Consider the following 25,304-nt stretch of genomic DNA (forward strand, 5'->3'; position numbering starts at 1 on the left):
CCTAAGGCTAGCAAACCTAGGTGGCTATATAGATATATGACTATTTAAGAGTTTCTTAGTCTTGTTTGCGAGAGTTAATGATCGAATCTACCAAACCATATTTCACGGCTTCTTCAGCTGATAAGAAGTTATCACGATCGGTGTCCTTCTCGACTTGCTCAATTGGCTTATCACAGTGATGCGCTAAGATTCCGTTGAGGCGTTTCTTCATCTCATAGATTTCTTGGGCATGAATCGCAATATCAGATGCCTGACCTTGGAAGCCACCTAATGGCTGATGAATCATCATACGTGAATTCGGTAAGCAATGACGCTTGCCTGCCGCACCACCAGCTAATAGCAAAGCACCCATGCTCGCTGCTTGGCCGACACAAACCGTCGAAACATCAGGACGGATAAACTGCATAGTGTCATAAATGCCCATACCCGCAGTCACTACGCCACCTGGCGAGTTAATGTAAAGATAAATATCTTTTTCAGGGTTATCTGATTCCAAGAATAACATCTGAGCGACGATTGAGTTCGCCATGTTATCTTCAACAGGGCCAACACAAAAAATGACTCGTTCTTTTAATAGACGCGAGTAAATATCATAAGAGCGTTCGCCACGTGACGTTTGCTCTACAACCATTGGAATTAAAGCATTACTGATCGGTTGTTCAAATTTGCTCATATTTAGACGATTCCTTATGTTAGAGGCAATAGATTATACCAATGCCCAAAACAAAAGAAGCGGATAAAATCCGCTTCTTATGAATGATGTGACTGACGCTAAAACTTACTGTTTGTTAGTGTTTAGCATCTCGTCAAACTTTACGGCTTTCTCGGTTACTTTAGCTTTTTCTAGCACCAAGTCAACCACAGAGTCTTCTAGTACTAATGACTCAACTTCACGTAAACGTTGTGGGTCGCCATAGTACCAATCGATAACTTCTTGAGGCTCTTCATAAACTGAAGCCAAGTCTTCAACTTGTGCACGAACTTTTTCTTCGTCCGCTTTTAATGCTTCAGACTTAATGATTTCAGCTACTACTAGACCTAGCTTAACGCGACGCGAAGCTTGCTCTTCGAAAAGGTTAGCTGGAAGATCTGGAGTTTCGCCTTTCGGTGCATTCATTTGCTGTGCCATTTCTTGACGCATACGATCGATTTCTTGATCAATCATTGCTTTTGGCATATCAAATTCGTGCTTAGCGACTAATTGCTCCATTACAGCGCCTTTAACGCGTGCTTTTACAGCATTGCGCAACTCACGCTCCATGTTTTTCTTAACGTCTGCTTTTAGTGCTGCTAAGTCTTCAGCGCCTAATTGCTCAGCCAATTCAGTAACTGTAGGAAGTTCTTTCTTATTAACCACGTGTACGTGAGTTTCAAAAGTTGCTTCTTTACCCTTCAAATCTTCAACGTGGTAATCTTCTGGGAAAGTTACTTTAACTTCGATATCACTATCAGCAGAAGCGCCAACTAGTTGATCTTCAAAGCCAGGAATCATGTTGCCAGCACCAATTTCAAGTGGGAATTGCTTTGCTTCGCCGCCTTGGAATGCTTCACCATCGATAAAGCCTTTAAAGTCGATAACAACTTGGTCACCTTCTTTAGCTTTACGCTTAACTTCTACCCATGAAGCACGTTGCTCGCGTAAAGTATCCATCATGTTTGATAGATCTTCATCGCTAACTTCTGCTGTTGGCTTTTCTATTTCTAAATCTGAAAGATCAGCAACTTGAACTTCTGGATACACTTCAAAAGTAGCAGAGAACTTTAGGTTTGCACCGTCTTTGTTCTCGATAAGCTCAAGTTGAGGGTAGCCAGCAGGTGTTAATTCTTCTTTTTGAACAGCTTCAAAATAATGACGTTGCATGACTTCACCAAGAACTTCTTGACGAACGGCATTGCCATAACGCTTTTGAACTACTTTGAAAGGAACCTTACCAGGACGGAAACCGTTCATTTTAACGGTACGTGTCATTTCCTGAAGGCGTTTTTGTACTGCACCGTCAATGTTTTCGGCAGGTACATCGATAACTAATTTTCTTTCTAAACCGTTTGTGGCTTCAACTGAAACTTGCATTCGCTGATCTCCGATACGCTATATTTATAGCTATTAATATATATGACCAGGTTTTCAGATGAAGACTTTTAGGGAGGAGCCATCTTTACCAACCTTTATAAGCTGAGATAAAGATGGTGCGAAAGGAGAGACTCGAACTCTCACGCCTCGCGGCACTGGAACCTAAATCCAGCGTGTCTACCAATTCCACCACTTTCGCGTTTTGACTGCGGGCCCTGAGCCCTCATCGAACCATATTGTAATTCCTGCTCAGCGTTTATGCTGGTTTACAAGAATCTGGGGTGGACGATGGGATTTGAACCCACGACAACCGGAATCACAATCCGGGGCTCTACCAACTGAGCTACGCCCACCATCAACCTACTCTCCCCCGACTCGGCCGCTTAACAATTACTAGCGAGCATCTGCTCTTTAGTAATGGCGCGTCCGGCAGGATTCGAACCTGCGACCCACGGCTTAGAAGGCCGTTGCTCTATCCGACTGAGCTACGGACGCATGTTAAATCCTGACGTCGAGGCGAGAAATAATTGGTCGGAGATGAGGGATTTGAACCCCCGACATCCTGCACCCAAAGCAGGCGCGCTACCAGACTGCGCTAATCTCCGAATTTTGTCTCAAGGGGCTTGCCCCTGCGAGACGCGCATATTACTGATTTCCCCCATACCCGTCAACACTTTTTATCGCCTTTTTTACTAAAACTTCAAACTTCTACAAAAGCATTGAGTAAGTTGTCTATTATTGCGACAATATCGCCTTTCAAACAACCATTTGAATTTAACCAGCATGACTGCTCAAATTCTTGATGGCAAAGCCATCTCAGCCAAAGTAAAAGACGAATTAGCCCTTAAAGTAAAGGCTCGCCTCGATAAAGGCCTACGTGCACCGGGGTTAGCGGTAATTCTAGTGGGAATTGATCCCGCGTCTCAAATCTATGTTAACAAGAAAGTAGAAGCTTGTGAAAAAGTGGGCTTCATTTCTCGTAAGATTGTGATGGAAGAAGATACCACACAAGAAGCCTTATTAGAACAGATAGATTTACTTAATGACGACCCTGCTATCGATGGAATCTTAGTACAGCTTCCATTGCCTGAGCATTTAGATTCAAACGTTATTCTTGAGCGCATCAAAGCAGATAAAGATGTTGATGGCTTCCACCCTTATAATATGGGTCGCTTAGCGCAGAAAATGCCAACCATGCGTCCTTGTACGCCTTATGGTGTTATGGTGATGCTAAAAGAAACTGGTATTGACCTTATTGGTAAGGATGCCGTGGTAGTCGGTGTCTCCAACATTGTTGGCCGTCCGATGGGCTTAGAGCTCTTAATGGAACGTTGTACCGTGACTTTTACGCACAGTAAAACTAAAGATCTGGCGAAAAAAGTTTCTGAGGCAGACATCGTGGTTGTCGGTGTGGGCATTCCCAACATGGTCAAAGGCGACTGGATCAAGCCTGGCGCTATCGTTATTGATGTGGGCATTAACCGTCTTGATAACGGCAAACTGGCCGGTGACGTTGAATTTGATGTCGCAAAAGAACGTGCTTCATGGATTACCCCTGTTCCAGGCGGTGTCGGACCAATGACGGTGGCCATGTTGATGAGCAATACCTTATTTGCTTGCGAGCACCTGCACGACTAATACCTTAAAGCTTTATGTGGGCTGGTTTTCTCAGCCAGCCCATTTTCACCATAAAATAGCGTGAACTGCATCACCACTTCCCACTAATAATCTATTTGAGTTCAATCACTTGCGTTAGTCTTTACACTATAAATTCTAAGTATAGGGGTAAATATGGACGTTATAATCAAGTTACTAGCTATCGTTGGCGGCTTACTCGCTGCTTCGAGTCTAATCGCTCAAAAATCCAAAGATGCCGGGCAAGCATTAAATAAGCTCACACCCTACCAAGGGATTATTGGCGTCATTCTTCTTGTGGTCGGCCTTTATTCGTTTTTATTTCACAGCCTGCCACACCTTGGTGCCATGATTAAATACTCCGCAGGCTTATTCGGCCTTATCATGCAAATCTTGATGATTCTGGTCGGCTTTATTCTGTCCTACGCATTATTGTCTGAAAAATTACTGTCAAAAAATGAAACCGCCCAAGAAAAAGGCGCTCAAGCGGCCCGAAAATTAGTTTCGATTCAAATACCGCTAGGCATCGCATTGGCTATTTGTGCTTTCTTAGCCTTAATTCTTTAATTTAAACCTTTAAACAAATGGTTTACTTACAACGGTGGGACCTCACTAGTCCCACTTTGGTAGCTTTACCGAGTCTTGCATGTTTGCAAATCGCTTCTTCACTTCGCCATAAAAAGACTCCTGACTATTTTCATAGGTCATAGGTTCTGAAAACACCACATCACAGAAAAACGGTACAAACAGTGCATCGCCTTTAGGCAAAGTCTTACCCAAGCCGTGCATATAAATTGGGTAAAGTGGTACTTTAGGACAGCGCTCAGCCAGCTTTACCACGCCATATTTCAAATCGGTCATCTTCTCAGGCTCGCCACGCGAACCTTCTGGGAAGAAAATTAAGATCTTGCCGCTATCAAGTGCTTTCGCGCACTGCTCAATTGGGTTTACAGTTTTATCCTTACCCTGACGCTCAATCGGCAAAATACCGATAATATTTAAGGTAAACCAAGCCATGAATTTGTTTTTCAGAAAATAATCAGCGGCAGCGACAGGCTGAACTTTGTGCAGAATTTTTAGTGGTAATAACGAAATCAACACCATCGTATCTAAGTGGCTATTATGGTTCGCTATCAGTAGCGCAGGCCCATCCTGCGGTAGAATGGGCTGATTTTGGTAGCGCAGGCCAATTACGATTTTCACAATTGGCTTAATAATTAAGGCGAAAAACAACCAACGCAGTGCTAAATTAATGTACTTCATCATTAACTCCTCCCTAGAAGTAGAAATAACGCATAACGTGGAAGAACAGTGGCGCGGTAAAGGTCAAACTATCCAATCTATCCAAAATACCGCCATGCCCAGGAATTAACTGCCCAGAGTCTTTAATACCGATATCACGTTTAATCGCCGACAACGAAACGTCACCAATAAAGCCCGCGATACCAATACCCAAACCAACTAACAAGCCCTGCCACCAGATCATCGGTGTTAACAAACCCGCTAAGATCATGGCTAAAACACCCGTAGTGATAACACCACCAATCAAGCCCTCGCGCGTTTTATTCGGACTAATAGTCGGCGCAATAGGCGTCGTTCCCATCAGCTTTCCCCACACATACTGCGCTACATCATTCAGTTGCGTTAGCATCACTAGATATAGCAACAAAGCAGCACCATCGCCTGACATAGTCAAAGACTGATACTCACCTTCGCTCGGCAACATCACTAAATAGGCCAAGTGGCTTAGCGTAAATACTGTTAGCATCAAGCCCCAGTGAATATTGCCCACCGCGCGTAAATAATTTTTGGTGTCGCCTGCCAGTACCATGCGAAAAGGAATGAACAGAAAGGCATACACAGGAATAAAGATAATAAACATGCCGTACCAACCTGTTGCGATCCAATAGTATTGCAAAGGAATCGTTAAATAAGCCCAGAACAATACTTTGCGATCGACCAATCTCGTCGGCGTCATCGAAAAATACTCTTTCAGCGCAATAAAACTCAACATGGCGAATAGCAGAACTGTTACTAATGGCCCCATCAATAACGCTAGGCCGAAAATACCAATCATGATCCACCAAGAATTAATACGCTGCTTCAGTTCGGTATAATTTTTTTGTTTATTTTGTAGCGATAGGACCCAGCCGATAACCGTCGCGAGCGACAAACCCGCTAATAAAAACATAAAGACCTGGGTCACTGTGCGCATACTTTCGAAATCAAATAACATGGTTTTCTCCTTAATATTCTTTTTGTTATTAAAGCGCTACTTTGATTCTGTTCACCATTGTGAACACCGACAAAGCCACTAAAACAACCAATCCATAATTCAAATACTCAACAACGATTGGCCATAAAGGCAAGATAATCCCTAATAACCCTAAGACTAAAGCGCGATCGCTTTTCCCCATGGGGCCTTGATACTGACGCTCCTTTCCGACCATTGGTGCGACGACGCCAACAAATTCGACTAACATCGCCATAAAGATAAATGCCCCCACTAACCATGGCGAAACGCTTGGCAATATAAACAGTGGTAATAACAAAGCCACGTCTGACACTACATCGCCTAACTCATTCAGATAAGCGCCCAACTTTGACTTTTGATTATGCTCACGCGCCAACATGCCATCGATAGCATTCAATGCCATGCGTAGAAATAAAACCGCAGGGAGCAAGTAAAACCACAGCAACGATTGCTTCCATAAAATCACACCACCAGTTGCGATACTGAGCAACATCGCAAACACCGTGACTTGATTCGCGGTGACACCCGCTTTGGCTAAACCATTGGTTAGTGGTCGTAACATTTGCTGGAACTTAGGTTTGAGTTGATACACTGAAATCATATTGAATCCTTTTAAGCTCTTACCGAACATTTCTTGCACTGCGATAGTGCTAAATTCCCATACAGATGACTTAGACGCCACCTTTTATGTTATAGTCGCTACCAGATAACCTTCTGGTATCGTATAGCTATACTTTTTTTCAAAGCCCAACGGAATCCTGATGAGCCGACAAACTAGCCAATTAATCGAAACCTTAAAACGTCATTTACGCAGCCAAAACATCACTTATAAAGATTTGGCCACGCATTTATCCATGAGCGAGGCCAATGTTAAACGCATGTTCTCACAAAACAAACTGTCTCTTGTGCGTTTAGAGGCTATTTGCAACCTACTTCACATGGATATCCTGCAGCTGGCTCAAAACGCCCAAAGTCAGCAACACAAAATCTCAGAATTGACCTTAGAACAAGAAAAAGAGCTGATTACGGATTTTAAATTGTTACTGGTCGCCCAGCTCTGCTTATCCGACTGGACCTTTGAAGATATGCTAGCGCGCTACCAATTTACTGAGCATCAATTGATTCAATACCTTGCCAAACTCGACAAAATCAATTTTATTGAATTACTGCCCAACAATCGAATTCGAAAACGAGTAAGCCCCCATTTTAAATGGCAAAGCGACGGCCCAGTACGCAAATTCTTCGCCGATCACATCCAAAGTGAATTTTTTAACTCACGTTTTGAAAACCCCACAGAAAAAATCCTCTTTATTTCAGGAATGCTCAGCGACGACTCCAATAAAAAGATTCAAAGCCTGATCGAAGAACTCGGCACAGCTTATAGACATCAACTCAGCCAAGACAAAGATTTAGCACTCGAGGAAAAGAAAGGCACCAGTTTAGTGGTAGGTTTACGAAACTGGGAATTATCGGTGTTTAATGATTTGAGACGGTAACATGCGCTTTGAGCTTTTCGAGCCCCATTAAATTAAGCTGAGTTTCAAAACAGATATAGCAATTCTAAACACGGATGTTTTGAATAGTGAAATTCAGACAGGGAGTCTGTATTTCGCGGTGCGTAAATAGCTGATTTGTAACTCAGGTAGTTATGCTTGCATAACCTTAATTTAGGGGTGTCTTTCTTTTGGTCCCTTTTCTTGGACAAGTGACCTAGGGAATGCCTCTGGTGCAAGAAAAGGGACATAAAACTACTAAAAAGACACTACTTCCGACGCCAGCTTGTACCACCCGCGCCATCTTCTAACTCAATGTTGAGCTCATGAAGCTTGTCGCGAATTTCATCAGCAAGCGCCCAGTTTTTATCAGCGCGAGCTTGTAAACGTTGTTGAATCAAGTCATCGATCTCTTCATCAGAAACATCGCTATCGCCAGCTCCAGACTTTAAAAACTCTTCAGGTTCTTGTTGCAACAAGCTTAAAACACCCGCCAGCTCTTTCAATTTAACGGCGATGGTTGCTGCTTTTGGCATATCATTAGCTTTGAGGCGGTTAACTTCTTTCGCTAGGTCGAACAATACCGGCATAGCTTCTGGCACGTTAAAATCATCGTCCATGGCTTTAATAAACGCCGCTTGAGCTTTTTCAATGATGTCGTAGCTGTCTGAAGTCGCGGCCGATAAATCTACGCCACGTAGTGACGTATATAAGCGCTCCAAGCTAGCATCAGCAGATTCGATATTGGCCTGCGTATAGCTTAGTTGACTGCGGTAATGACCACTCATTAAGAAATAACGCACAGACTCGGCACGATACTGCTTAAGAACATCGCGAATAGTAAAGAAGTTACCCAATGATTTAGACATCTTCTCTTTATCGACCTGCACCATACCGGTGTGAATCCAAGTATTGGCAAAGGTGCAACCGTTAGCGCATTCAGACTGTGCAATTTCGTTTTCGTGGTGCGGGAACTGTAAATCCGAACCACCACCGTGAATATCAAAGGTTTCGCCTAAGCACTTTTTGCTCATGGCTGAACATTCGATATGCCAACCCGGGCGGCCTTTACCCCATGGCGAATCCCACGATGGCTCGCCCGGTTTTGCCGACTTCCACAGTGCGAAGTCCATTGGATCCTTTTTCGAATCACGCACATCTATACGCTCTCCGGCGTTTAGCTGTGACAAATCTTGGCGGCTCAATTTTCCGTAATCTTCGTAGGCTGGCACATGGAAATACACATCGCCGTCTTCTGTGGCATAAGCCGCGCCCTTTTCAATCAGGGCTTGGTTCATTTCGATGATTTCAGCCATGGTTTCGGTAGCGCGAGGCTCAACATCTGGGCGTTGCAAGCCAATCGCATCGAAGTCTTGGTACATTTCGCCAATGAACTTTTCCGTCACATCTTCAAATGCTTGGCCAGTTTCATTGGCGCGATTGATAATCTTGTCATCAATATCGGTAATATTGCGCACATAATTAACCTCGAAACCTTTATATTTTAGGTAACGATTAATAACGTCGAAGGCTGCGTAAGTTCTGGCGTGACCAATATGGCACAGATCATAAACCGTCACTCCACAGACATACATAGACACCTTGCCATCTTCTAAGGGCTTAAAGGTTTCTTTTTGACGAGTTAGGTTGTTATAAATCTGCAACATATTGATTAATCTCTTGTTCAATTATTCCAATTTTCAGCTATTTTCTAATAAAATCGCAATTTAATACCAAAAAAAGTATCATGTGCGGCAAACAGCCTTGGGATTCCGTTGCTAATTGTAACGAGCTAATGACTTCCAGGCTAGCTTAAACACGGCTAAATCATTAATTTTGAGGATATTCCATGAGTAACCCTGTAGTAACTTTTTCAACAAACCACGGCGACATCACACTTGAGCTTTACCCTGAAAAAGCACCTGAAACCGTTAAAAACTTTTTGAGCTATGTTGAAGAAGGCCATTATGACGGTACTATTTTCCACCGTGTTATCCCTAACTTCATGATTCAAGGCGGTGGTTTTACTCCTGATATGGAGCAAAAAGAGACCAAAGAACCTATCGCAAACGAAGCAAATAATGGCTTAACTAACGAGATCGGTTCTATTGCTATGGCCAGAACCATGGAGCCACACTCAGCTTCAAGTCAGTTCTTCATCAACGTAAACGACAACGATTTCCTAAACTTCAAAAGTGAGTCGCCGAGTGGTTGGGGATACTGTGTGTTTGGCAAAGTGACTGAAGGTATGGACGTGGTTAATGCGATTAAAGACGTACCAACAGGTAGCTACAGCATGCACCAAGACGTTCCTACTGAAACGGTCTTGATTACTAAAGCTGAAGTTAAAAGCTAAAAGCCTCAAAATATTGTCACTCTGATGTGAGCAGCAGGGTGACATAATAGACGAGTAACTATGATACACATTATATCCGACTTACACCTTTGCGAAGAGCGCCCTGATCTGACGGCGCTTTTCGAACATTTTATGGACGAGATAGCGCCACAATCGGAAGCACTTTACGTATTGGGTGATCTGTACGAAAGTTGGATTGGCGATGATGACGACTCTGCATTCGTGGAATCGACTATTCAGAAGTTTAAAGCTTACTCTGATTCCGGTAAAAAACTGTATTTCCAGCATGGCAATCGAGACTTTCTACTCGGCGACTCGTTCGCACAGAAAACAGGTGGCGAATTACTCGACGAAGTTCATTCTATCCAGCTAGGCGATAAAAAAGCCATCATGATGCATGGTGACAGCCTTTGTTGGGACGACAAAGAGTACATGCAATTTCGTGAAATTGTGCGTTCCGAGCAATGGCAACAGCAACTGTTGTCGCAACCGCTTGAAGTACGCCGTGGAATTGCAGCGGACCTGCGCGCTAAAAGTCGCCAAGCTCAGGAAAACAAAGCTAGCGCCATTACCGACGTTCACCCGCAAGCTGTAGAAGAAGTTTTGCAAAAGAGTGATGCCAAAATATTGATTCATGGCCACACCCACCGCCCTGATTTCCATGACATTGAAGTGGATGGCAAGCACTGCCAGCGCATTGTATTAAGCGACTGGGGCGAGAAAGGTCACTACCTCGCCGTTCTGGATGATTCAATTTGCGAACACTATTTTACGACCTAAGTCTACGCCAATAATGTAATCAATATTTCTAGGAGTTTCGCGACAGAAGAAACTCCTATTATTTTATCTAGCTATCCTCTTACAGCAGCCAGCTAAGATCCGTGTTGCACTGTAGTGGACGAGTCTTTTCGCCATCGCGGAACACAAGTCCTGGTTTATTGCCCACTAAAGTCAGCTTATTGTCCTTTAGTTGTAGCGCGGTTCCTTCACGGGTTCCGACCACATAACGGTGCGGATTAGCCTTTACATACTCGAAAATTCGCTCGGCGCGTGTTTCGCCGTTATGGTTTGGTGGCTGGTAGTCGGTGTAATGAGGGTTAATCTGGAAGTTCACCAAAGCCAATGCATTAAAGCTTCGTGGCTCTACAATCGGCATATCGTTAGTGGTGCAAATCGTTAAGCCGGCAACATTCGAGCCTGCGCTCCAGCCCATGTAGGGCATACCTTGGTTTACGCGCTTGCGAATGGCGTCAATCAACTCATTGTCATACAGCTCTTTCAACAGATGGAAAGTATTACCACCACCAATCGCTATAGCCTCGGCTTCTTCGACAGCCTTAACCGGATCGTCGAAGCGGTGAATCGAAGTGACTTTTTTACCAATAGTCTGGAACGGCTGATTCACTTTGTCTTCATACTTATCGTAGCCCATGGCAAATCCCGCGTAAGGGATAAACAGGACATTTTTGATGCTCTTATCTAAGAAGCCATCGATTAAAGGTAACGCATGCTCCAAATAATCCGTTTGGCCTTCGCGAGAAGAGCTCAGTAACAACAATTTTTTATCCGACATAACAAACCTTTTAATTTAAAGAATTATTCGACTGAGGAACGCCTGAGTGAAAGCGGAACAAAGGGTCCGGAGTTTCGATCAGCTCTTTTTCTTTCTGCAAAAAGAAATCCAAGCGTTCATCAATCGGATGTTTAGAATACTGCTTGGCTAAATCAATATAGTCCATAAAATGACGTGACTCAGACTTCAGCAAGAATCGGTAATATTTGGCTAACTCAGGGTGCGAGTCTTTTAGGTATGGCACTAACGCATGAAACCGTTCGCAAGAACGAGCTTCGATAATACCACCGATAATTAAGCTATCGATTAAGCGCTGTGGATCGTCCTTCGAGGCGAACTGATGCAAACCAGCAGCATAGCGCGACGGCTTAATTCCACGATATTTAATGCCCTGTTGCTCAATAAATTCAAGCACTTGCTCAAAATGCAGCACTTCTTCGCGGATCAACTGCGACAGTTTTTTCAGTAGCTCAATGCGCTCTGGATAACTAAACATTAGCTTCACCGCCGTGGCAGCCGCTTTTTTCTCACAGTGCGCATGATCGATAAGCAGCGTTTCTAATTCCGTGACCGCATACTCCAACCATGCTGTTGGTGTTTCACAATAAAGAAATTGCTGGATTGGAGTAATATCAACGCTTTTCTCAGCGCGCTTTTCTGCCAAGTTGTGTGCCATCGAGTTTGCCAAACAGGTATTAATTTAAGGTCGCACATTATAACGGCTAAGCTCAGCCTTGTCAGTTGGCTTACACTTTCGACACTTGCTGTTTAAAGCGTTTGAGCAAGTCAGCGCTAACTTCTTGTTGCTGATAGCGAATTTCAATATAGGTCTTCAGCGCTGGAGCAGCTCGCGAGTAAACCTTTTGTGAGCTCTCGCGTGTCAGCTTCAGAACATCTTTGGGGCCCATATTTCTGTCGCACGGAATATCGAGCTTCTGTAACTTCTTAAGTAAGCGCAAGTAGTGCTTTGTCACCGGCTCCAGCTTTTGCGCGCCTCTAAGCACCAGATAGCCAAATATAAAGCCTGCCAAAATAATGGTTGCCAATAAACCATAGCCTAAATAACGGTACTGATGACGCTTGATCCCCAGTTTTCGTAACCAACTAAACTGCATGTCACGGCTATACCCCATAACCGTTTCGCTCCAGAAAGTCTGAATCGCATCCCAGCGCAAGGCTAAGTTTTGCAATAAGCCTTCTGGTGCATCGAAGCCCATATCGCTACCAAACTCTTCAAACCAACCGTCCCTTGAGCTCGCTGACCCTCGTAAGTCCTCTTCGACTCTTGATGGGTGGATAGCCGCTGTCGGATCGATGCGACGCCAGCCCTCGCCTTCTAACCATACTTCGGTCCAAGCGTGTGCATCCGACTGGCGCACAATGTAGTAATCACCATAGGGGTTATATTCAGCGCCTTGATAGCCCGCGACGACCCTAGCTGGAATGCCCGCTGAGCGCATGATATAGACAAAGGCGCCGGCATAATGCTCACAGAAGCCTTCTTGGGTGTCGAACCAAAAACCGTCGATAGTATCAACTTCGATCACTCTCGGCGTTAATGTATAACGGTATTGGTTTTGGTGAATATAGGACAAAATCCAGCGAATAAAAGCTTCGTCACTCGAATGTTTCTGGCGCTGCTCGGCAGCCCACTCTCGAGTCTGGGTATTACTATTTCGAGGTAGCTGCAATGCGCGTTCAAGCTGGTTTTCGCTTAAAGACTGGCCACTGAAGTCGATATCATAAGCTTGTGCTGAATAAATAAAGCGCTGCGTGATTTGGCGACGCCTTAACCACGTGTGGTCGCTAAAGAGATAGGCTCCTTTGGGTGCTTCGGCGAGTTCTTCCAAGCCAAAAATCCAGTTACGATTGTTCGGCTCCATCTGCACTTTATATTGGTAGGTTGGCGTCATCGGCAGTTCGAGCTCTCCCCTAACGGGCGAATGGCGTTCCTTAAACCAAGTAAAGCCATCAAATCTTGATAAGACTAATCCACGCCAATACATCTCAGAGCGTGGCGGTACCTTGCCCTCGAAATCGACTCGAAACGCAATATCATCAAAAGTGTGCAGAGCACCGATACTACCTGGGCTCATGGTGTCATCAATACCGCTACCCGCCTGACTATCCGACGGCATCGACCATAACGGCGACGCACTTCTGGGGAAGAACAAAAACAGCAATATCATGATAGGGATGGCTTGAAGCAGAGTAACGCCGGAAATCTTGCCAAGGCCAGAGAGCCCTTGAAAACCACGCGGGCTGTTTAATGCGACCAGTCCAACGAGAATAGAAAGCACGCCTATCAATAGGTAAAGCCCCATCCATATCGCTTCGCTATAAAAAAACGCTGTGACTAATATAAAGAACGAAATAAACAAAATTAAGGCTGCATCACGATAGCTTCGCGCCTCTAGCAACTTGAAAGCATACATTAAGCTAATTAAGCCTATCCCGGCATCCCGCCCGTTAAGTGTTTTAAACTGTAGGAATACACCGCCAACGCACAGCAACACAACGATTAACAACACCCAGCGAGGTGGCGTCGCATCACGGCGATACATGGCGTATTTAGCTAATAACAAGACTATGGTTAAGGCACTAATCCAGACGGGTATATAGAACCACAAAGGCAACAGCACCAAGGCCTGGATAGCGATAAGCAAAGGGATAATACCTTGGCGACTAATGGGTAACTGTTTTACGTTCATAAACTTCTAAGTCCCGCTCCGCTAAAGTAAAGCCAATGATTTTAGGCATTTGTGCAAATGTTCAGGCCCTTGCCCCATGGCAATCGACTCCTGAGGAAGCTTTAGACCGTAAACTTGCTGACTTTTTTCAGCGGCCAAAACCGCATCGGTTAAATACGAGATTGCGAGCTCCTTTTCATAATGAGCCACGCTATCCCAACTTAAGGTTTGCTGCTCGCCCACATAATCTTCGAATTCCTTGCTTAACAAGCCACGCTCACGCGCATAAGCCTTCCACATTACCTGCTTAATCGGGTCTCCGGCTTGATAGTCGCGCAAATTATGAAGATCCTCGGCGCCTTTTTCACGCGCTTGTCCTTCGTCGATACCCGTGTTGGTTGTGATCAAAGGCTCGGGGCATGGAATTGGTTTTGGGTAGACCAGAATTTGATAAGGCGATCGTACCCAGGACCAAGCTTCAAAAATCCCAAAAGGAAAAATTGTCGAACAGACCACTCTCGGAACCGGCATGAAACCACGGCGATGTGTCTCTAGGCTAATTGTCGCGAGCGATTTAGACTCCGCCTCAACATCGACATAACTAACACTTTTCTTGGTCAAACCGACGCCAATACCAAAACGCTGACTCTGGGTGTTATTCACTAACTGCACATTCAGCGTCGCATCCTCGGTAGCGAACACCGAACCCGATTTATGACAACGAACTTCTAGGCCTTTTAAATTACGGAAAGTATAAAATACGGAGAGCAGCCCCACCGCCAGCAAGATAAAGCCCGCCATGAAGCCCATGTTGTTTTGGTAGTTTGTCGAGGCCACTAATATCAACACCAATATCCCCAGCATCAACCAGCCATAACGGGTAGGTAAGATATAAATGTTCTTCTGCTTCAATAACGTCGCCACCTGTAAAGGTAACCGTTTATCGACCCAACTGAAAAATGTTTTCTTTGCCGATTTAATCATTAGGCAGGCACAGGCACATCGTTAATTAATTCTTCAATCAACTCGATCGTCGAGGTCGATGAAGTTTTAATTGATTGCAAACGGTGGCGCGCAGAAGCGACAAAAACCTGCTGTATATCTTCTGGCAGAACATAATCACGCCCATCAACAAAAGCCCAAGCTTTAGCTGCACTAACGATAGCCAAACCGGCGCGTGGCGACAGACCATGAGCAAAGTCAGGGCTTTGTCGCGTGGCCTGAATCAGATCCATCACATACTGTAATAAATGATCAGTAACCGTTAGTCCCGCTACGGTTTCCTGTAGCTGCTTTAACGTTTCAAGATCAAGCAAAGATTGTAACGAAGGCATCTTGGTTCGCCCCGACTCCCCTTTCAGCAAAACTTTCTCCAAAGCAGCGTCTGGGTAACCCAAACTGATTTTAAAGAGGAAACGGTCGAGTTGTGACTCTGGCAAAGGATAAGTACCAATTTGGTGCGTAGGGTTTTGCGTGGCGATAACAAAAAATGGCGAAGGTAATTCATAGGTACTACCTTCGACTGTGACCTGCTGCTCTTCCATAGCTTCGAGCAAAGCGCTTTGCGCTTTTGGCGTGGCGCGGTTAATTTCATCAGCCAAAACCAGTTGTGCAAAAACTGGGCCCGGGTGAAATTCGAAGGCAGACTTTTCGCGATCGAAAATATTAGCGCCAACAATATCCGCCGGCAGAATATCACTCGTAAACTGAATTCGTTGAAAGTCTAAACCAAACACTTTGGCCATCGCTTGCCCTAGCGTGGTTTTTCCCATTCCAGGTAGATCTTCTATTAACAAATGACCTTTGGCTAATAAACAAACAACTGCTAACTTTACTTGGTGAGGCTTTCCTAACAATACTTTATTAAGTTGCTCTAAAACCGGCAAAATCGATGAATTCATGTGATTCCTTATTTATACAAGGTTTTGTGAGAAAGTTCTCATAAATGTGTGACTATAAATTTTTAGTTCAGTCTTAATTCAGTTTACTTGAACAATAATACAGTTGCATTATTTAACAAGAATTATGAGGAGACGACAATGTCACTTAAAAAAGTATTTATAGCAACAAGTATCGCCCTTTCTTCTAGTCTAGCAATGGCGAATGGCGTTAGCTACGATTACCTTCAAGGTGGTATTCAAGATTATGACGACCAGTTTGACGGTGTTGAGTTTGAAGGCTCTATGTCTTTTAACCAAAACTGGTATGGTAAAGCTGAAATCATGAAAGCAGAAACTAACGTTGGTAATACAGACGTTGATCGTATTCGCTTAAACGTTGGTTTCCACACACCTATCAACAACTCTGTTGACTTCGTAGCTGAAGCTGGTTATGAAGATTATGAAGTTGGTGGGTTCGATGATTCAGGCTTCAACGCGCTAGCGGGTTTCCGCGGCATGGCGAGCCAGAACTTCGAGCTAGGTGGTTATGCTCAGTACTCAGACGTTCTTGAGTCAACTGACCTAACTCTTGAAGGCCGTTACCACTTCGATCGCAACATGTCTGTTGGTGTTGAAATCGGTAACGATGACGAGTTAGATAACCATTACGGTGTTAACTTCCGTTACAGCTTCTAAGTTTACTTAGAAAGCCAACAAGAGTACTCAATAAAAGTACTAAGAAAGGTCGCTTCTCGCGGCCTTTTTTATATCGAGCGTGTGGAGCTTACTTTTTTACCGAGGCTTTGTTAAAGCCTTAGTTTCTCAAGGGAAAGCTTTATAGTACACTAGCACAAATTTTAGGCATCAATCTAAGACAGACAACAATGAAAAAAACACTTATTTCTACAGCTGTGGCGCTAATGGCAATCACCACCACTTCAGCCCAAGCCAACGATAAAATTCGTTATGACTACGTAGACTTTGGCTATATTCACAGCGAAGGTGAACTGACTAGCGACAAAACTGGCTACAAGTTCAATATTTCGCAAGCCTTTGACGAAACTTGGTATGTCGCAGCGTCTTTACAGTCGCAATCTGCCGATGTCTGGGCTGCTGGCAATAAAGGCAATGTAACCGCTAAAGAATATTCGATGGCCCTTGGCTTTCACGTACCAACAACACGTACCGACGATTTCTTTATGGAAGCGGGTTACGTAAAGTTTGATGGTGACGGCATTATTGATCAATCGACTTACGGCAATGACGAAGACGGCTTTTTAGTCAATCTAGGTTTCCGTGGGCGTTTATCCACCAACTGGGAATACAAACTTTTCGCCGGTTACAAAGATTTCGACTATTCAGAGTATGTTGATGAAGCGAATCATGAAGATTCAGATTCAACAACTTACGGCATAGAAGGACGTTATTACTTGTCAAAAAACTGGTCGTTTGGGGTCAAAGCATCGCAAGAAATCACTGGCTTAACCTCAGGCTTCGATTTCCGCTACAACCTGTAAGGCAGCAATAAATCAAAGGGTTACATAGTTAGTTATGACTAACTTCGGTTTTTGAGTCGGCTTGTAAATAAAGCTGACGCTAAAGTTGCCCCTTTTGCAAACTTGTTCACACAATATCAAGGTTCTGTGAGACTTATGCCACAGAACCTTTTTTTGTAACTGTTAAAATTTCAGACAGTCATAAATAACACGTTCCAGTTGCAAAAGGTTGAGGTATAAATCATGAAATATGTGCTTGCTGTCATTCTTGCTGTGGTAGGCATTAAGTTTTTGTTAAACGAGCCAATGATATGGGAAGTTGCCCAGCAAAATAAAGAATTATTAGGTGCTGTCGTTTTAACAATTTTAGCGAAGCCTCTACTAAAAAGAATTTTTGAGTAATTCAGTTCTCCCTATAGAACTTTGAAGGTGGCTTTGCCACCTTTATTTTTGCCCGTCATTTACATCTGATAATTGGCGGTCATAAAAAAGCCCTGAAACCATACAGTTCCAGGGCTTTTTTGTTGCTTTAAGTTACCAATAAAGCGACTAGAGAGAACTTTCTAATGGTAAATCTCTAGTAGAAAGTCTCTAATGAAGAGCTTCTAATGAAAAGTCTCAGAGTTATCCTTCATCTTCACTAGAATCTCAGCTGGCGCAAAGCGATCACCATGTAACTTCTGGTAATACTCTAAACGCTCGACCACTTTATCGATACCGAGTTTATCCATATAGCGGAATGGGCCACCATGGAATGGTGGGAAGCCAATACCGAAAATAGCACCAATATCTCCATCACGCGCGCTACGAATAATGCCATCGTCTAAACAACGCGCCGCTTCGTTAGCCATGATTAATAAGCCACGCTCGGCAATTTCGTTAGCATCGATATGCTTGTCAGGGCTGACGCCAAGCACTGAATACACGCTTTCGTCGACTTCTTTGCCCTTAGACTTACCATCGTACTTATAGAAACCACGCTTATTCTTCTTACCCTTGCGGTTATCAGCTATCAGCTTCTCGAAGGCTTTTGGCGTCGACATACGCTCGCCAAAGGCATCTTCCAGAATTGGCGCCACTTTCGTCGCAACGTCGATACCCACCTGATCAAGTAAGCTAATTGGGCCAACAGGGAAGCCCGCTTTAACCATCGCTTTATCCAACTTCTCGATAGCCACGCCTTCGCTAAGCAAAATACCCGCTTCGTTAATGTAAGGCGCTAAAATACGGTTTACGTAGAAACCAGCACCATCATTAACCACGATAGGTGTTTTGCCCTGCTTCTTCGCCAGCTCAACACAAGTCGCCGTTACCCAGTCTTCGGTTTTTTCAGTCGTGATAATTTCGACCAATGGCATCTTCTCCACAGGCGAGAAGTAGTGCAAACCAATCACTTTCTCCGGCTGAGCAGCGCCTTCTGCAATCTTGGTAATTGGAATAGACGAAGTATTAGTGGCAAAGATAGTGTCTTTAGAACAGTGCTCTTCCACATCTTTAACCATCTGATGCTTAAGCTCTAAATCTTCAAACACCGCTTCAATAATAATGTCCGCGTCTTTGAAGCCCGAATAATCCGTGCTTCCCGTTAAGTGTGACATGGTATGACGTGCTTCTGAAGGACTGATAATACGCCTCTTCATCTTCTTAGAAATGATATTCCAAGAGTAATTCAAAGCACCGTTCACGCCCTCTGGCTTAACGTCTTTAATTCGTACTTGTTTCTTAGCCTTATCAACAGACACATAAGCAATGCCAGAGCCCATCAGGCCGCCACCAAGCACGCCCACTTTACGAATGTCAGCCGGCTCTGCGTCAGAATCCACGCCGTTGTCTTTCTTCAGCTCAGTGGTCGCGAAGAACACGCTGATTAACGCTTTAGCTTCATCAGACACCACCAACTGGCCGAAGTTACGCGCTTCAATCGCTAAGCCCGCTTCCATGCCTTGCGACATGCCTTTCTCGACACACTCGATAATTTTGTTTGGCGCCGGATAGTTACCTTTGGTTTTCTTAGCCACGGTTTTACGCGCCTGATCAAAGATAATATTGCGTCCAATTGGATTCGACTCTAAAACCAGCTTCTGGAAGCCTTTTGCACTGAAGTAACTACTGATTGGCGTTTTCTTCTCGACGCCTTTGCGTAATTCCTGAATTCGCTTTAAAGCGGCTTTCATCAAGTTAGCCTGTGGCACCACTTCGTCGACCAGTCCAAGCTTCTTAGCCTGTTTCGGGAATAATTGCTTACCCGTTAGCATCATGTCCAACGAAGGCGCGATACCGATTAAACGTGGTAAACGTTGAGTTCCACCACCGCCAGGCAAGACGCCAAGCTGTACTTCTGGTAAGCCAAGTTTGGTTTTAGGGCTATCTGAAATCACACGTCCGCTACAAGCGAGTGCTAACTCCAAACCACCGCCCAAGCAAGCGCCATGAATCGCTGCAACCACTGGCTTATTCAGCTTTTCTAAAGCATTGAAGAATTTGTGGCCAGTTAAAGAAAGTTGCTCAGCGTCTTCCGCCGTATCAACCTTGCCAAACATGGTAATGTCGGCGCCAGCAATAAAGCTGCCTTCTTTGCCACTTTTGATGATTAAGCCCTTGATAGAGCTATCATTTTTAATTTGTTCGACCACAGGCTCAAGCTCTGCGATGAACTCCATCTTGAGAACGTTCTGCGACTCATTCGGCAAATCGATTGAGATGACGGCAATACCATCGTCCTGCTGCTCAAATGTAAAGAATGTATTATCCGACATTATTCAACCTCCAAAATCATTGCAGCACCAATACCGCCTGCGGCACACGCCGTGGTTAAACCTAGGCCACCGCCACGACGTTTTAATTCGCGCAACGTCTGCGTAATCATTCGCGTACCAGTAGCGGCGAACGGATGACCATAAGCCAAGGAACCACCAAGCACGTTAAATTTATCCATATCAATTTCACCAATCTTAGTGCGCTGACCGAGCTTCTCTTTGGCAAACTGAGTCGATTCGAAGGCACGCATATTGGAAATGGTCTGCGCCGCAAAAGCTTCGTGCATATCAATCAGATCTAAATCTTTCAGCTTTAATTTCGCTTTTTTCAAGGCTAATGGCGTAGCGTATGAAGGCCCCATTAACATGTCATGATCCGCTTCAATCGCCGCGAATGCATAGCTTTTGATATAACCTAATGGCTCATAACCAAGCGCTTTAGCTTTTGATTCTTTCATCAAAATCACCGCAGAAGCACCATCGCTTAACGGCGTCGAGTTAGCGGCAGTAATAGTGCCGTACTTGCGATCGAAGGCTGGACGTAATTTCGCATAGCCCTCTAGCGTAGAATCAAAACGCACGATGTTGTCGCGCTGTAACGGCTCTTTGGTATAAGGCTCAGCATAAGCAGTCATCACTTCATCATCCAGCTTACCCTCTTCCCACGCCTTAGCAGCTAGAGTGTGCGAACGATGCGCGAGTTCGTCTTGCTCCTGACGAGTAATACCACGGTCGCGCGCCATTTGCTCAGCGTTTTGGCCCATGGTTAATCCCGTCGAATATTCCTTAATCGCAGGCGGAACTGGCGCTAAATCTTTAATTCGAAGTTTTTTCAGGATAGATAGCTTCTGCCCCATCGTTTTCGCTTTCTGCAAATCGACCAGCGCCAAAGACAACGCTTTACTAACGCCGATAGGCACAACCGAAGATGAATCAGCGCCACCAGCAATCCCCACTTCAACGTCACCGACCATAATCGACTCCGCCAAACTCGCCACACTCTGGAAACTCGTAGCACAAGCACGCGACACAGAATAAGCATCCGTGTGCACATTCATTGGCGTACCCAACACGATTTCACGGGCAATATTAGGCGCTTCAGGCAAAATCACCACCTGACCAAAAACAACACGCTCAATCAGCTTAGGATCAAGCTCAGTCTTTTGAATCAGCTCATTAACCACCATCTTGCCAAGCTCAATCGCATTAATGCCTCTGAAATGGCTCGCCTGCCTAGCAAACGGCGTTCTAAGCCCAGAAACGATAGCAACGCGATCTTGTTTCGTCGCGCGAGTGGCCTTCTTAGCTGTACTACTCTTCTCAGAATTGGAAGCAGTTGTCTCGCTCATGATAACTCCTAATAAAATGTTCTACCTTGATTCTACCGTAACACTAGGATATTTCAAACACTCGTTTGAATTTATGCAGTTTCCCGATAAAAGCAGTCCCTTAATAGACAGTTCCTTAATAAACAACCTTCCAATAAAAAAGGCGCCGAAGCGCCTTTGGTTTTATGAACTGGGGCATTGTCGAACATTTGCAGATTAATTTACTCTGACGCCATTAATTAAAGCTACCTAACGCCCAAAATAAAACTGCATAGCGTAACGGTGCAGCTTTATTTTGTCCGCGTGCAGCACTTTGTTATATGCCCTTTTCATCAGTGGCTCACAGGTACTGCTTGGAATTGGTGAGGCATTTTCGTTTGGTCAGCGGTGCGGTCACGTAGTCTTCGTCCAGGAAACGGATAAGTTCTTTCAGCTGCTTCTTGTCTTTCGGGATAACCAAATCGCCATCGTCGTTGACCGTGATAGCGATGTGGTGCTCTTGGGGAAGCTCGGCGTTAAAGTTGTTGGCAACGATTTGAATGTCGGTGACGGTGAGATTTTTCAAGACCTCATTCTTCTGCAAAAGGGCGATTTTCTTGCGGATAATGGAATCCGCTTGCTCCTTGAATCCGGCCTCATCTTCAAAGGCAAAGAGTTCGGTGGCGGCAAAATTGTCAAGATCGGTGTCAGTGGCTTCGCGGTAGTAGTCGGATAGATCTAGAAAGCGTTTGGTATTGTGGTACGAAGTGAAATATAAGATGCCGTTATGGAAGTGGGCAGTGAGCTTGTATTGCAGCATCAGACCCGGCTCTTCCAGTTTTTTGTAGGTGTCGCCGCTGCCGATCAGGGTATAACCGCGCTTTAGCAACTTACCGGAATCGAAAACCTGAAAATTGACTGCTTTGTTCGCTTCTGTCCAGGTGCCGCTAAACAAGGCCTTTATGCGGTGCGTTTCTGTATTAAGGTCCAGCACCTGACAAGTAAGCGGATTGCCAATAGCCTGGCCGATGGTGGGCGGTAATGGGTAATCGGCAATGGTAAAGATTTCACCTTCATCTACGTTATAGCTTCCCGTGAAAGCGATGGGCTGTCTGTCGTTAAGCAGTGTAGTCTGTTGTGCGACGAAGAGTTGTACTAGCTCTGTATTGAGCGCAGCGGTTAGTGGAATGCGACGAATGGGCGTATCTTCATCATCCACCAAAGCGAACAGATTAGTGGGATTGTTGTTATTTTGCATGGTTTGCATCCAGGATCATGTATTCAGTTAATTGCACCACCTGCGAGACAGCCTTGCAGTCGGTGATGTTCTGGCGGGTGATGAGCACATAGGTGATATCGCCCTCAATGGTCACCTCAAAGAAGTGATAACCGAACACCCCCCAGCAAGGGGTTGAAGTGGTAGGCGTGGGAGTTGTAAACGATAAAGAAGAAAATGACTGCCACAAACACCAGTACCGGCAGGCTGATGGTGTTTTGGCTCTGGTTGATCAGCGGCAGCAAGTAGACCAGTAAAAAGCCGACGATCTCCTTGTCAACGGTTTTGACCGATTTGATTTTGACTGGCAGGCGCTCTAGACCGTGGCGCGAAGCTGAGCCACACCAGACCGAAACACAGGCCACTCAAAACCAGCGCTGCCAACAGATAACCGCTGCCCGCCTGCCAGTGGGCGGCGAGATTGTCCGCAAACGGTAGGCTGCTTTGCCAAACACTGCTGACCTCGACAAACCATAGGGTCAGGCAGATGGGCGCTAGCGCCGTGGACACTAGCGACAGCTTAGCGAGCTTGTTAAGCATTATGTATCACATCCAAATCTAAGATCTCACCGAGAACAGCTCTTATCATCTCCTCAGAGTCGGCCATAGATTTCGCAAGTGTATTTCTGAGCTTCTCACACTTATCCATCAACATAACAAGCTGTTCTTGCTCTTCAATTGGCGGCAAAATAACTTTGACCTTTTTAAGGTTGCCTATGGATAAGGTCACATTTGCCATCCCTTTCATTAAAGGCACAACAACATCGTCTTTAAAGTTGTTTAGATAAAAGTATAAGTATTTTGCAGAAACAGACGCGCAATCGATTGGGGTGGCTGCCGCTAATATACTGCCCAACGCAAATTTACCGCTTTGATAATGGATCCTTTTGATTGAGGCGTGGCCATGCCCTGTTGAGGAGACCAAGGGAATGCAAACTGCTTCACAGTCGAACTGATATTCGGTGTGTGATCCTCTTTCTTCTCCAGTGGTAACCATCGGGTAGCTTCCCGGTACTGCCTTTTTTATTCCTGTCTGACCTTTCTCGATACTGCAAATACTCCCAAGCTCTACAACCTTGAACTCTGAAAGCCGGAAATATGAATTAAATATTTCCTTGACCTCGGAAGAAATCTCACTCAAATCATCGTTAATCGTCTCGATGTAGTCTTTAGCATTTTTATCATTATCGACTTTCAGTCGAGCTGGATTCTTTATATCTAGGTCAAAGTCTCTCCGGATGATCTCATCAATAGATGCCGACCATGAATAATCACTTTCTACTCGATTGTCCCACCAGTCCCTAACATCATCAAAGTCATCACTCTGAATTCGCTTTGTCTTCGAATAAGCCTTCACCCCGGGCGGGCAAAGTAGCTGGTAGTACCATATTCTTTTTGTCGGCTCACCCTTTGTAAAAAAGATAAGATTGGTCGCAACTGTAGCATAGGGCTTAAATACCGAGTTGGGTAATCGAATGATTGTGTGTACATTGCAATCTTCCAGCAGCTTCTGCCGAACTCGTTGTTTTACCCCGTCACCAGTGAGGGATCCATCGGGCAATACAATCGCGGCACGGCCGCCATCCTTGAGCAAGTGAATCATCAAGATCAAAAACAGGTCGGCAGATTCCTTAGTGCGGTAGGTCTGCGGGAAGTTATTTTCGTTGTTGTTGGAGACCACACCACCAAAGGGTGGGTTGGCGATGATCACATCAACCTGGTCTTTGTGGGTGTATTCACTCAATGGGCGTTGCAGCGAGTCGCCAAACTGGATGTCGGGGGTGGTGATGTCGTGCAGCACCAGATTTGTGTTGGCCAGCATATAGGGCAGCGGTTTGTATTCCCAGCCGCGTACGTTTTTGGCAATGGCCTCGCGCTGTTGCACACTGCTTGCGGTGGCTTTGAGGTGTTCGATGACGGCGGTTAGAAAGCCGCCGGTACCGCAGGCCGGGTCGAGCACAGTTTCGCCGTGTTCGGGGTTGACCATTTCGGTCATGAACTGGGTGACGGCACGCGGGGTATAGAATTCACCCAGGGTGCCGGCGCTTTGCAGCTCACTCAGGAAGGTTTCATAAATCTGGCCGAACAGGTGCAGGTCTTTACTGTTGTTGAAGTCGATTTCGTTGAGCTTGTTGATCACCTGACGCAGGTGAATACCCGACTTCATGTAATTGTAGTTGTTGGCAAACACCTCATGTACCAGCACGGCACGGCGGCTGCCACTGGAGAGGTCTATTTCCGATAGGGTCGGGAATAGCTTGCGGTCCACAAACTGCAACAGCTCGTCGCCGGTCATGCCTTCGTCATCACCAGCCCACTCATCCCAGTGCAGCTCAGAGGGAATGGGCGAGGTGTAATGGTCGTCCATCAGCTCCAACTCTTTGTCTTTATCGCTGAAAATTTTAAGAAACAGCATCCAACCCAGCTGCAATATGCGCAGCTCGTCGCTGCCGGTGCCGGTGTCTTGGCGCATGATTTTGCGAGCGGATTTTACGATGCCTGATACATTTGCCATGT

24 protein-coding genes and 4 tRNA genes are annotated in these 25,304 nt (G+C 45.1%); 8 read left to right on the top strand and 20 right to left on the bottom strand.

The window, feature by feature from the left end:
- Positions 1–55: 55 nt before the first annotated feature.
- The 6 genes from clpP to DL796_RS00895 all read right to left on the bottom strand — a co-directional run bounded on the left by clpP (position 56) and on the right by DL796_RS00895 (position 2,676).
- Positions 56–673 carry an ATP-dependent Clp endopeptidase proteolytic subunit ClpP gene (gene clpP / locus DL796_RS00870; RefSeq protein ID WP_110199071.1) on the bottom strand — a complete coding sequence of 206 codons (618 nt, stop codon included), beginning with the start codon at positions 671–673 and terminating at the stop codon, positions 56–58.
- A 105-nt stretch (positions 674–778) separates the two neighbouring features.
- Positions 779–2,071, bottom strand: a complete 1,293-nt coding sequence (tig, locus tag DL796_RS00875) for a trigger factor (RefSeq protein ID WP_110199073.1) — start codon at positions 2,069–2,071, stop codon at positions 779–781.
- Positions 2,072–2,185: 114 nt separating this feature from the next.
- Positions 2,186–2,270 (bottom strand) — tRNA-Leu (locus tag DL796_RS00880).
- A 78-nt stretch (positions 2,271–2,348) separates the two neighbouring features.
- Positions 2,349–2,424, bottom strand: a tRNA-His gene (locus DL796_RS00885).
- Positions 2,425–2,489: 65 nt separating this feature from the next.
- Positions 2,490–2,566 (bottom strand) — tRNA-Arg (locus DL796_RS00890).
- Positions 2,567–2,599: 33 nt separating this feature from the next.
- Positions 2,600–2,676: transfer RNA gene (locus tag DL796_RS00895), tRNA-Pro, on the bottom strand.
- A gap of 178 nt (positions 2,677–2,854) precedes the next feature.
- On the opposite strand from DL796_RS00895, the gene folD reads away from it, so the two are divergent.
- Both folD and DL796_RS00905 read left to right on the top strand, forming a co-directional pair.
- A complete protein-coding gene (gene folD / locus DL796_RS00900; RefSeq protein WP_110199075.1) occupies positions 2,855–3,709 on the top strand; it encodes a bifunctional methylenetetrahydrofolate dehydrogenase/methenyltetrahydrofolate cyclohydrolase FolD in 855 nt (284 codons plus the stop codon).
- 153 nt (positions 3,710–3,862) lie between these two features.
- The gene (locus DL796_RS00905; RefSeq protein ID WP_110199077.1) at positions 3,863–4,273 is read left to right on the top strand and encodes a hypothetical protein; all 411 of its coding nucleotides are present in this window, start codon (positions 3,863–3,865) and stop codon (positions 4,271–4,273) included.
- A 45-nt stretch (positions 4,274–4,318) separates the two neighbouring features.
- Here DL796_RS00905 and DL796_RS00910 read toward each other — a convergent pair whose 3' ends face one another.
- From DL796_RS00910 to DL796_RS00920, 3 genes are read right to left on the bottom strand one after another with little or no spacing between them, the layout of a single operon-like run.
- Positions 4,319–4,972: a lysophospholipid acyltransferase family protein gene (locus DL796_RS00910; protein WP_227592919.1), complete on the bottom strand. Its 654-nt coding sequence runs from the start codon at positions 4,970–4,972 to the stop codon at positions 4,319–4,321.
- 10 nt (positions 4,973–4,982) lie between these two features.
- The gene (locus DL796_RS00915) at positions 4,983–5,942 is read right to left on the bottom strand and encodes a phosphatidate cytidylyltransferase (RefSeq protein WP_110199081.1); all 960 of its coding nucleotides are present in this window, start codon (positions 5,940–5,942) and stop codon (positions 4,983–4,985) included.
- 28 nt (positions 5,943–5,970) lie between these two features.
- On the bottom strand, positions 5,971–6,642 hold the full coding sequence (locus DL796_RS00920; protein WP_265090332.1) for a CDP-alcohol phosphatidyltransferase family protein: 672 nt from the start codon (positions 6,640–6,642) through the stop codon (positions 5,971–5,973).
- A gap of 79 nt (positions 6,643–6,721) precedes the next feature.
- On the opposite strand from DL796_RS00920, the gene DL796_RS00925 reads away from it, so the two are divergent.
- Positions 6,722–7,456 (top strand): helix-turn-helix domain-containing protein, encoded by a 735-nt coding sequence (locus DL796_RS00925; protein WP_110199085.1) that lies wholly within the window; start codon positions 6,722–6,724, stop codon positions 7,454–7,456.
- A gap of 266 nt (positions 7,457–7,722) precedes the next feature.
- Here DL796_RS00925 and cysS read toward each other — a convergent pair whose 3' ends face one another.
- Complete coding sequence (cysS, locus tag DL796_RS00930) at positions 7,723–9,120, bottom strand: cysteine--tRNA ligase (protein WP_110199087.1); 1,398 nt, start codon at positions 9,118–9,120, stop codon at positions 7,723–7,725.
- Positions 9,121–9,302: 182 nt separating this feature from the next.
- Between cysS and DL796_RS00935 the strand changes: the two genes are divergently transcribed.
- A complete protein-coding gene (locus DL796_RS00935; protein WP_110199089.1) occupies positions 9,303–9,809 on the top strand; it encodes a peptidylprolyl isomerase in 507 nt (168 codons plus the stop codon).
- Positions 9,810–9,869: 60 nt separating this feature from the next.
- Complete coding sequence (locus tag DL796_RS00940) at positions 9,870–10,589, top strand: UDP-2,3-diacylglucosamine diphosphatase (RefSeq protein WP_110199091.1); 720 nt, start codon at positions 9,870–9,872, stop codon at positions 10,587–10,589.
- Positions 10,590–10,668: 79 nt separating this feature from the next.
- Here DL796_RS00940 and pepE read toward each other — a convergent pair whose 3' ends face one another.
- The 5 genes from pepE to DL796_RS00965 form a co-directional block, all read right to left on the bottom strand.
- A complete protein-coding gene (gene pepE / locus DL796_RS00945) occupies positions 10,669–11,382 on the bottom strand; it encodes a dipeptidase PepE (RefSeq protein WP_110199093.1) in 714 nt (237 codons plus the stop codon).
- 10 nt (positions 11,383–11,392) lie between these two features.
- A complete protein-coding gene (miaE, locus tag DL796_RS00950; RefSeq protein WP_110199095.1) occupies positions 11,393–12,058 on the bottom strand; it encodes a tRNA-(ms[2]io[6]A)-hydroxylase in 666 nt (221 codons plus the stop codon).
- Positions 12,059–12,128: 70 nt separating this feature from the next.
- Positions 12,129–14,093 (bottom strand): transglutaminase family protein, encoded by a 1,965-nt coding sequence (locus DL796_RS00955; protein ID WP_110199097.1) that lies wholly within the window; start codon positions 14,091–14,093, stop codon positions 12,129–12,131.
- A 21-nt stretch (positions 14,094–14,114) separates the two neighbouring features.
- Entirely contained in the window at positions 14,115–15,056 is a 942-nt protein-coding gene (locus DL796_RS00960; protein ID WP_110199099.1) for a DUF58 domain-containing protein, read from the bottom strand.
- A complete protein-coding gene (locus DL796_RS00965; protein WP_110199101.1) occupies positions 15,056–15,973 on the bottom strand; it encodes an AAA family ATPase in 918 nt (305 codons plus the stop codon). The genes DL796_RS00960 and DL796_RS00965 overlap by 1 nt, the downstream gene beginning before the upstream one ends.
- A 138-nt stretch (positions 15,974–16,111) precedes the next feature.
- On the opposite strand from DL796_RS00965, the gene DL796_RS00970 reads away from it, so the two are divergent.
- The 3 genes from DL796_RS00970 to DL796_RS00980 all read left to right on the top strand — a co-directional run bounded on the left by DL796_RS00970 (position 16,112) and on the right by DL796_RS00980 (position 17,850).
- Entirely contained in the window at positions 16,112–16,648 is a 537-nt protein-coding gene (locus tag DL796_RS00970) for a hypothetical protein (RefSeq protein WP_110199103.1), read from the top strand.
- A gap of 188 nt (positions 16,649–16,836) precedes the next feature.
- Positions 16,837–17,469 carry a hypothetical protein gene (locus DL796_RS00975; RefSeq protein ID WP_110199105.1) on the top strand — a complete coding sequence of 211 codons (633 nt, stop codon included), beginning with the start codon at positions 16,837–16,839 and terminating at the stop codon, positions 17,467–17,469.
- Between the two features lie 222 nt (positions 17,470–17,691).
- Positions 17,692–17,850: a hypothetical protein gene (locus tag DL796_RS00980; RefSeq protein WP_170114193.1), complete on the top strand. Its 159-nt coding sequence runs from the start codon at positions 17,692–17,694 to the stop codon at positions 17,848–17,850.
- 203 nt (positions 17,851–18,053) lie between these two features.
- On the opposite strand, the gene fadJ is transcribed toward DL796_RS00980, so the two are convergent.
- The 5 genes from fadJ to DL796_RS01005 form a co-directional block, all read right to left on the bottom strand.
- Complete coding sequence (fadJ, locus tag DL796_RS00985; RefSeq protein WP_110199107.1) at positions 18,054–20,204, bottom strand: fatty acid oxidation complex subunit alpha FadJ; 2,151 nt, start codon at positions 20,202–20,204, stop codon at positions 18,054–18,056.
- A complete protein-coding gene (gene fadI / locus DL796_RS00990; protein ID WP_110199109.1) occupies positions 20,204–21,553 on the bottom strand; it encodes an acetyl-CoA C-acyltransferase FadI in 1,350 nt (449 codons plus the stop codon). Before fadI ends, fadJ begins: the two co-directional genes overlap by 1 nt.
- Before the next feature lie 319 nt (positions 21,554–21,872).
- Positions 21,873–22,778 (bottom strand): Kiwa anti-phage protein KwaB-like domain-containing protein, encoded by a 906-nt coding sequence (locus tag DL796_RS00995; RefSeq protein ID WP_110199113.1) that lies wholly within the window; start codon positions 22,776–22,778, stop codon positions 21,873–21,875.
- Between the two features lie 107 nt (positions 22,779–22,885).
- Entirely contained in the window at positions 22,886–23,152 is a 267-nt protein-coding gene (locus DL796_RS01000; protein WP_146205061.1) for a hypothetical protein, read from the bottom strand.
- A gap of 167 nt (positions 23,153–23,319) precedes the next feature.
- A complete protein-coding gene (locus tag DL796_RS01005; RefSeq protein WP_110199117.1) occupies positions 23,320–25,302 on the bottom strand; it encodes an N-6 DNA methylase in 1,983 nt (660 codons plus the stop codon).
- Positions 25,303–25,304 lie beyond the last annotated feature (2 nt).

Origin of the sequence: Kangiella spongicola (assembly GCF_003194565.2) — a bacterium.
GTDB classification, from domain to species: Bacteria; Pseudomonadota; Gammaproteobacteria; order Enterobacterales; family Kangiellaceae; genus Kangiella; species Kangiella spongicola.

Excerpts from the sequence above, each read along its gene's own strand:
- clpP (WP_110199071.1), bottom strand. The coding sequence starts at position 673 with ATGAGCAAATTTGAACAACCGATCAGTAATGCTTTAATTCCAATGGTT.
- tig (WP_110199073.1), bottom strand. The coding sequence starts at position 2,071 with ATGCAAGTTTCAGTTGAAGCCACAAACGGTTTAGAAAGAAAATTAGTT.
- folD (WP_110199075.1), top strand. The coding sequence starts at position 2,855 with ATGACTGCTCAAATTCTTGATGGCAAAGCCATCTCAGCCAAAGTAAAA.
- DL796_RS00905 (WP_110199077.1), top strand. The coding sequence starts at position 3,863 with ATGGACGTTATAATCAAGTTACTAGCTATCGTTGGCGGCTTACTCGCT.
- DL796_RS00910 (WP_227592919.1), bottom strand. The coding sequence starts at position 4,972 with ATGATGAAGTACATTAATTTAGCACTGCGTTGGTTGTTTTTCGCCTTA.
- DL796_RS00915 (WP_110199081.1), bottom strand. The coding sequence starts at position 5,942 with ATGTTATTTGATTTCGAAAGTATGCGCACAGTGACCCAGGTCTTTATG.
- DL796_RS00925 (WP_110199085.1), top strand. The coding sequence starts at position 6,722 with ATGAGCCGACAAACTAGCCAATTAATCGAAACCTTAAAACGTCATTTA.
- cysS (WP_110199087.1), bottom strand. The coding sequence starts at position 9,120 with ATGTTGCAGATTTATAACAACCTAACTCGTCAAAAAGAAACCTTTAAG.
- DL796_RS00935 (WP_110199089.1), top strand. The coding sequence starts at position 9,303 with ATGAGTAACCCTGTAGTAACTTTTTCAACAAACCACGGCGACATCACA.
- DL796_RS00940 (WP_110199091.1), top strand. The coding sequence starts at position 9,870 with ATGATACACATTATATCCGACTTACACCTTTGCGAAGAGCGCCCTGAT.
- pepE (WP_110199093.1), bottom strand. The coding sequence starts at position 11,382 with ATGTCGGATAAAAAATTGTTGTTACTGAGCTCTTCTCGCGAAGGCCAA.
- miaE (WP_110199095.1), bottom strand. The coding sequence starts at position 12,058 with ATGGCACACAACTTGGCAGAAAAGCGCGCTGAGAAAAGCGTTGATATT.
- DL796_RS00955 (WP_110199097.1), bottom strand. The coding sequence starts at position 14,093 with ATGAACGTAAAACAGTTACCCATTAGTCGCCAAGGTATTATCCCTTTG.
- DL796_RS00960 (WP_110199099.1), bottom strand. The coding sequence starts at position 15,056 with ATGATTAAATCGGCAAAGAAAACATTTTTCAGTTGGGTCGATAAACGG.
- DL796_RS00965 (WP_110199101.1), bottom strand. The coding sequence starts at position 15,973 with ATGAATTCATCGATTTTGCCGGTTTTAGAGCAACTTAATAAAGTATTG.
- DL796_RS00970 (WP_110199103.1), top strand. The coding sequence starts at position 16,112 with ATGTCACTTAAAAAAGTATTTATAGCAACAAGTATCGCCCTTTCTTCT.
- DL796_RS00975 (WP_110199105.1), top strand. The coding sequence starts at position 16,837 with ATGAAAAAAACACTTATTTCTACAGCTGTGGCGCTAATGGCAATCACC.
- DL796_RS00980 (WP_170114193.1), top strand. The coding sequence starts at position 17,692 with ATGAAATATGTGCTTGCTGTCATTCTTGCTGTGGTAGGCATTAAGTTT.
- fadJ (WP_110199107.1), bottom strand. The coding sequence starts at position 20,204 with ATGTCGGATAATACATTCTTTACATTTGAGCAGCAGGACGATGGTATT.
- fadI (WP_110199109.1), bottom strand. The coding sequence starts at position 21,553 with ATGAGCGAGACAACTGCTTCCAATTCTGAGAAGAGTAGTACAGCTAAG.
- DL796_RS00995 (WP_110199113.1), bottom strand. The coding sequence starts at position 22,778 with ATGCAAACCATGCAAAATAACAACAATCCCACTAATCTGTTCGCTTTG.
- DL796_RS01005 (WP_110199117.1), bottom strand. The coding sequence starts at position 25,302 with ATGGCAAATGTATCAGGCATCGTAAAATCCGCTCGCAAAATCATGCGC.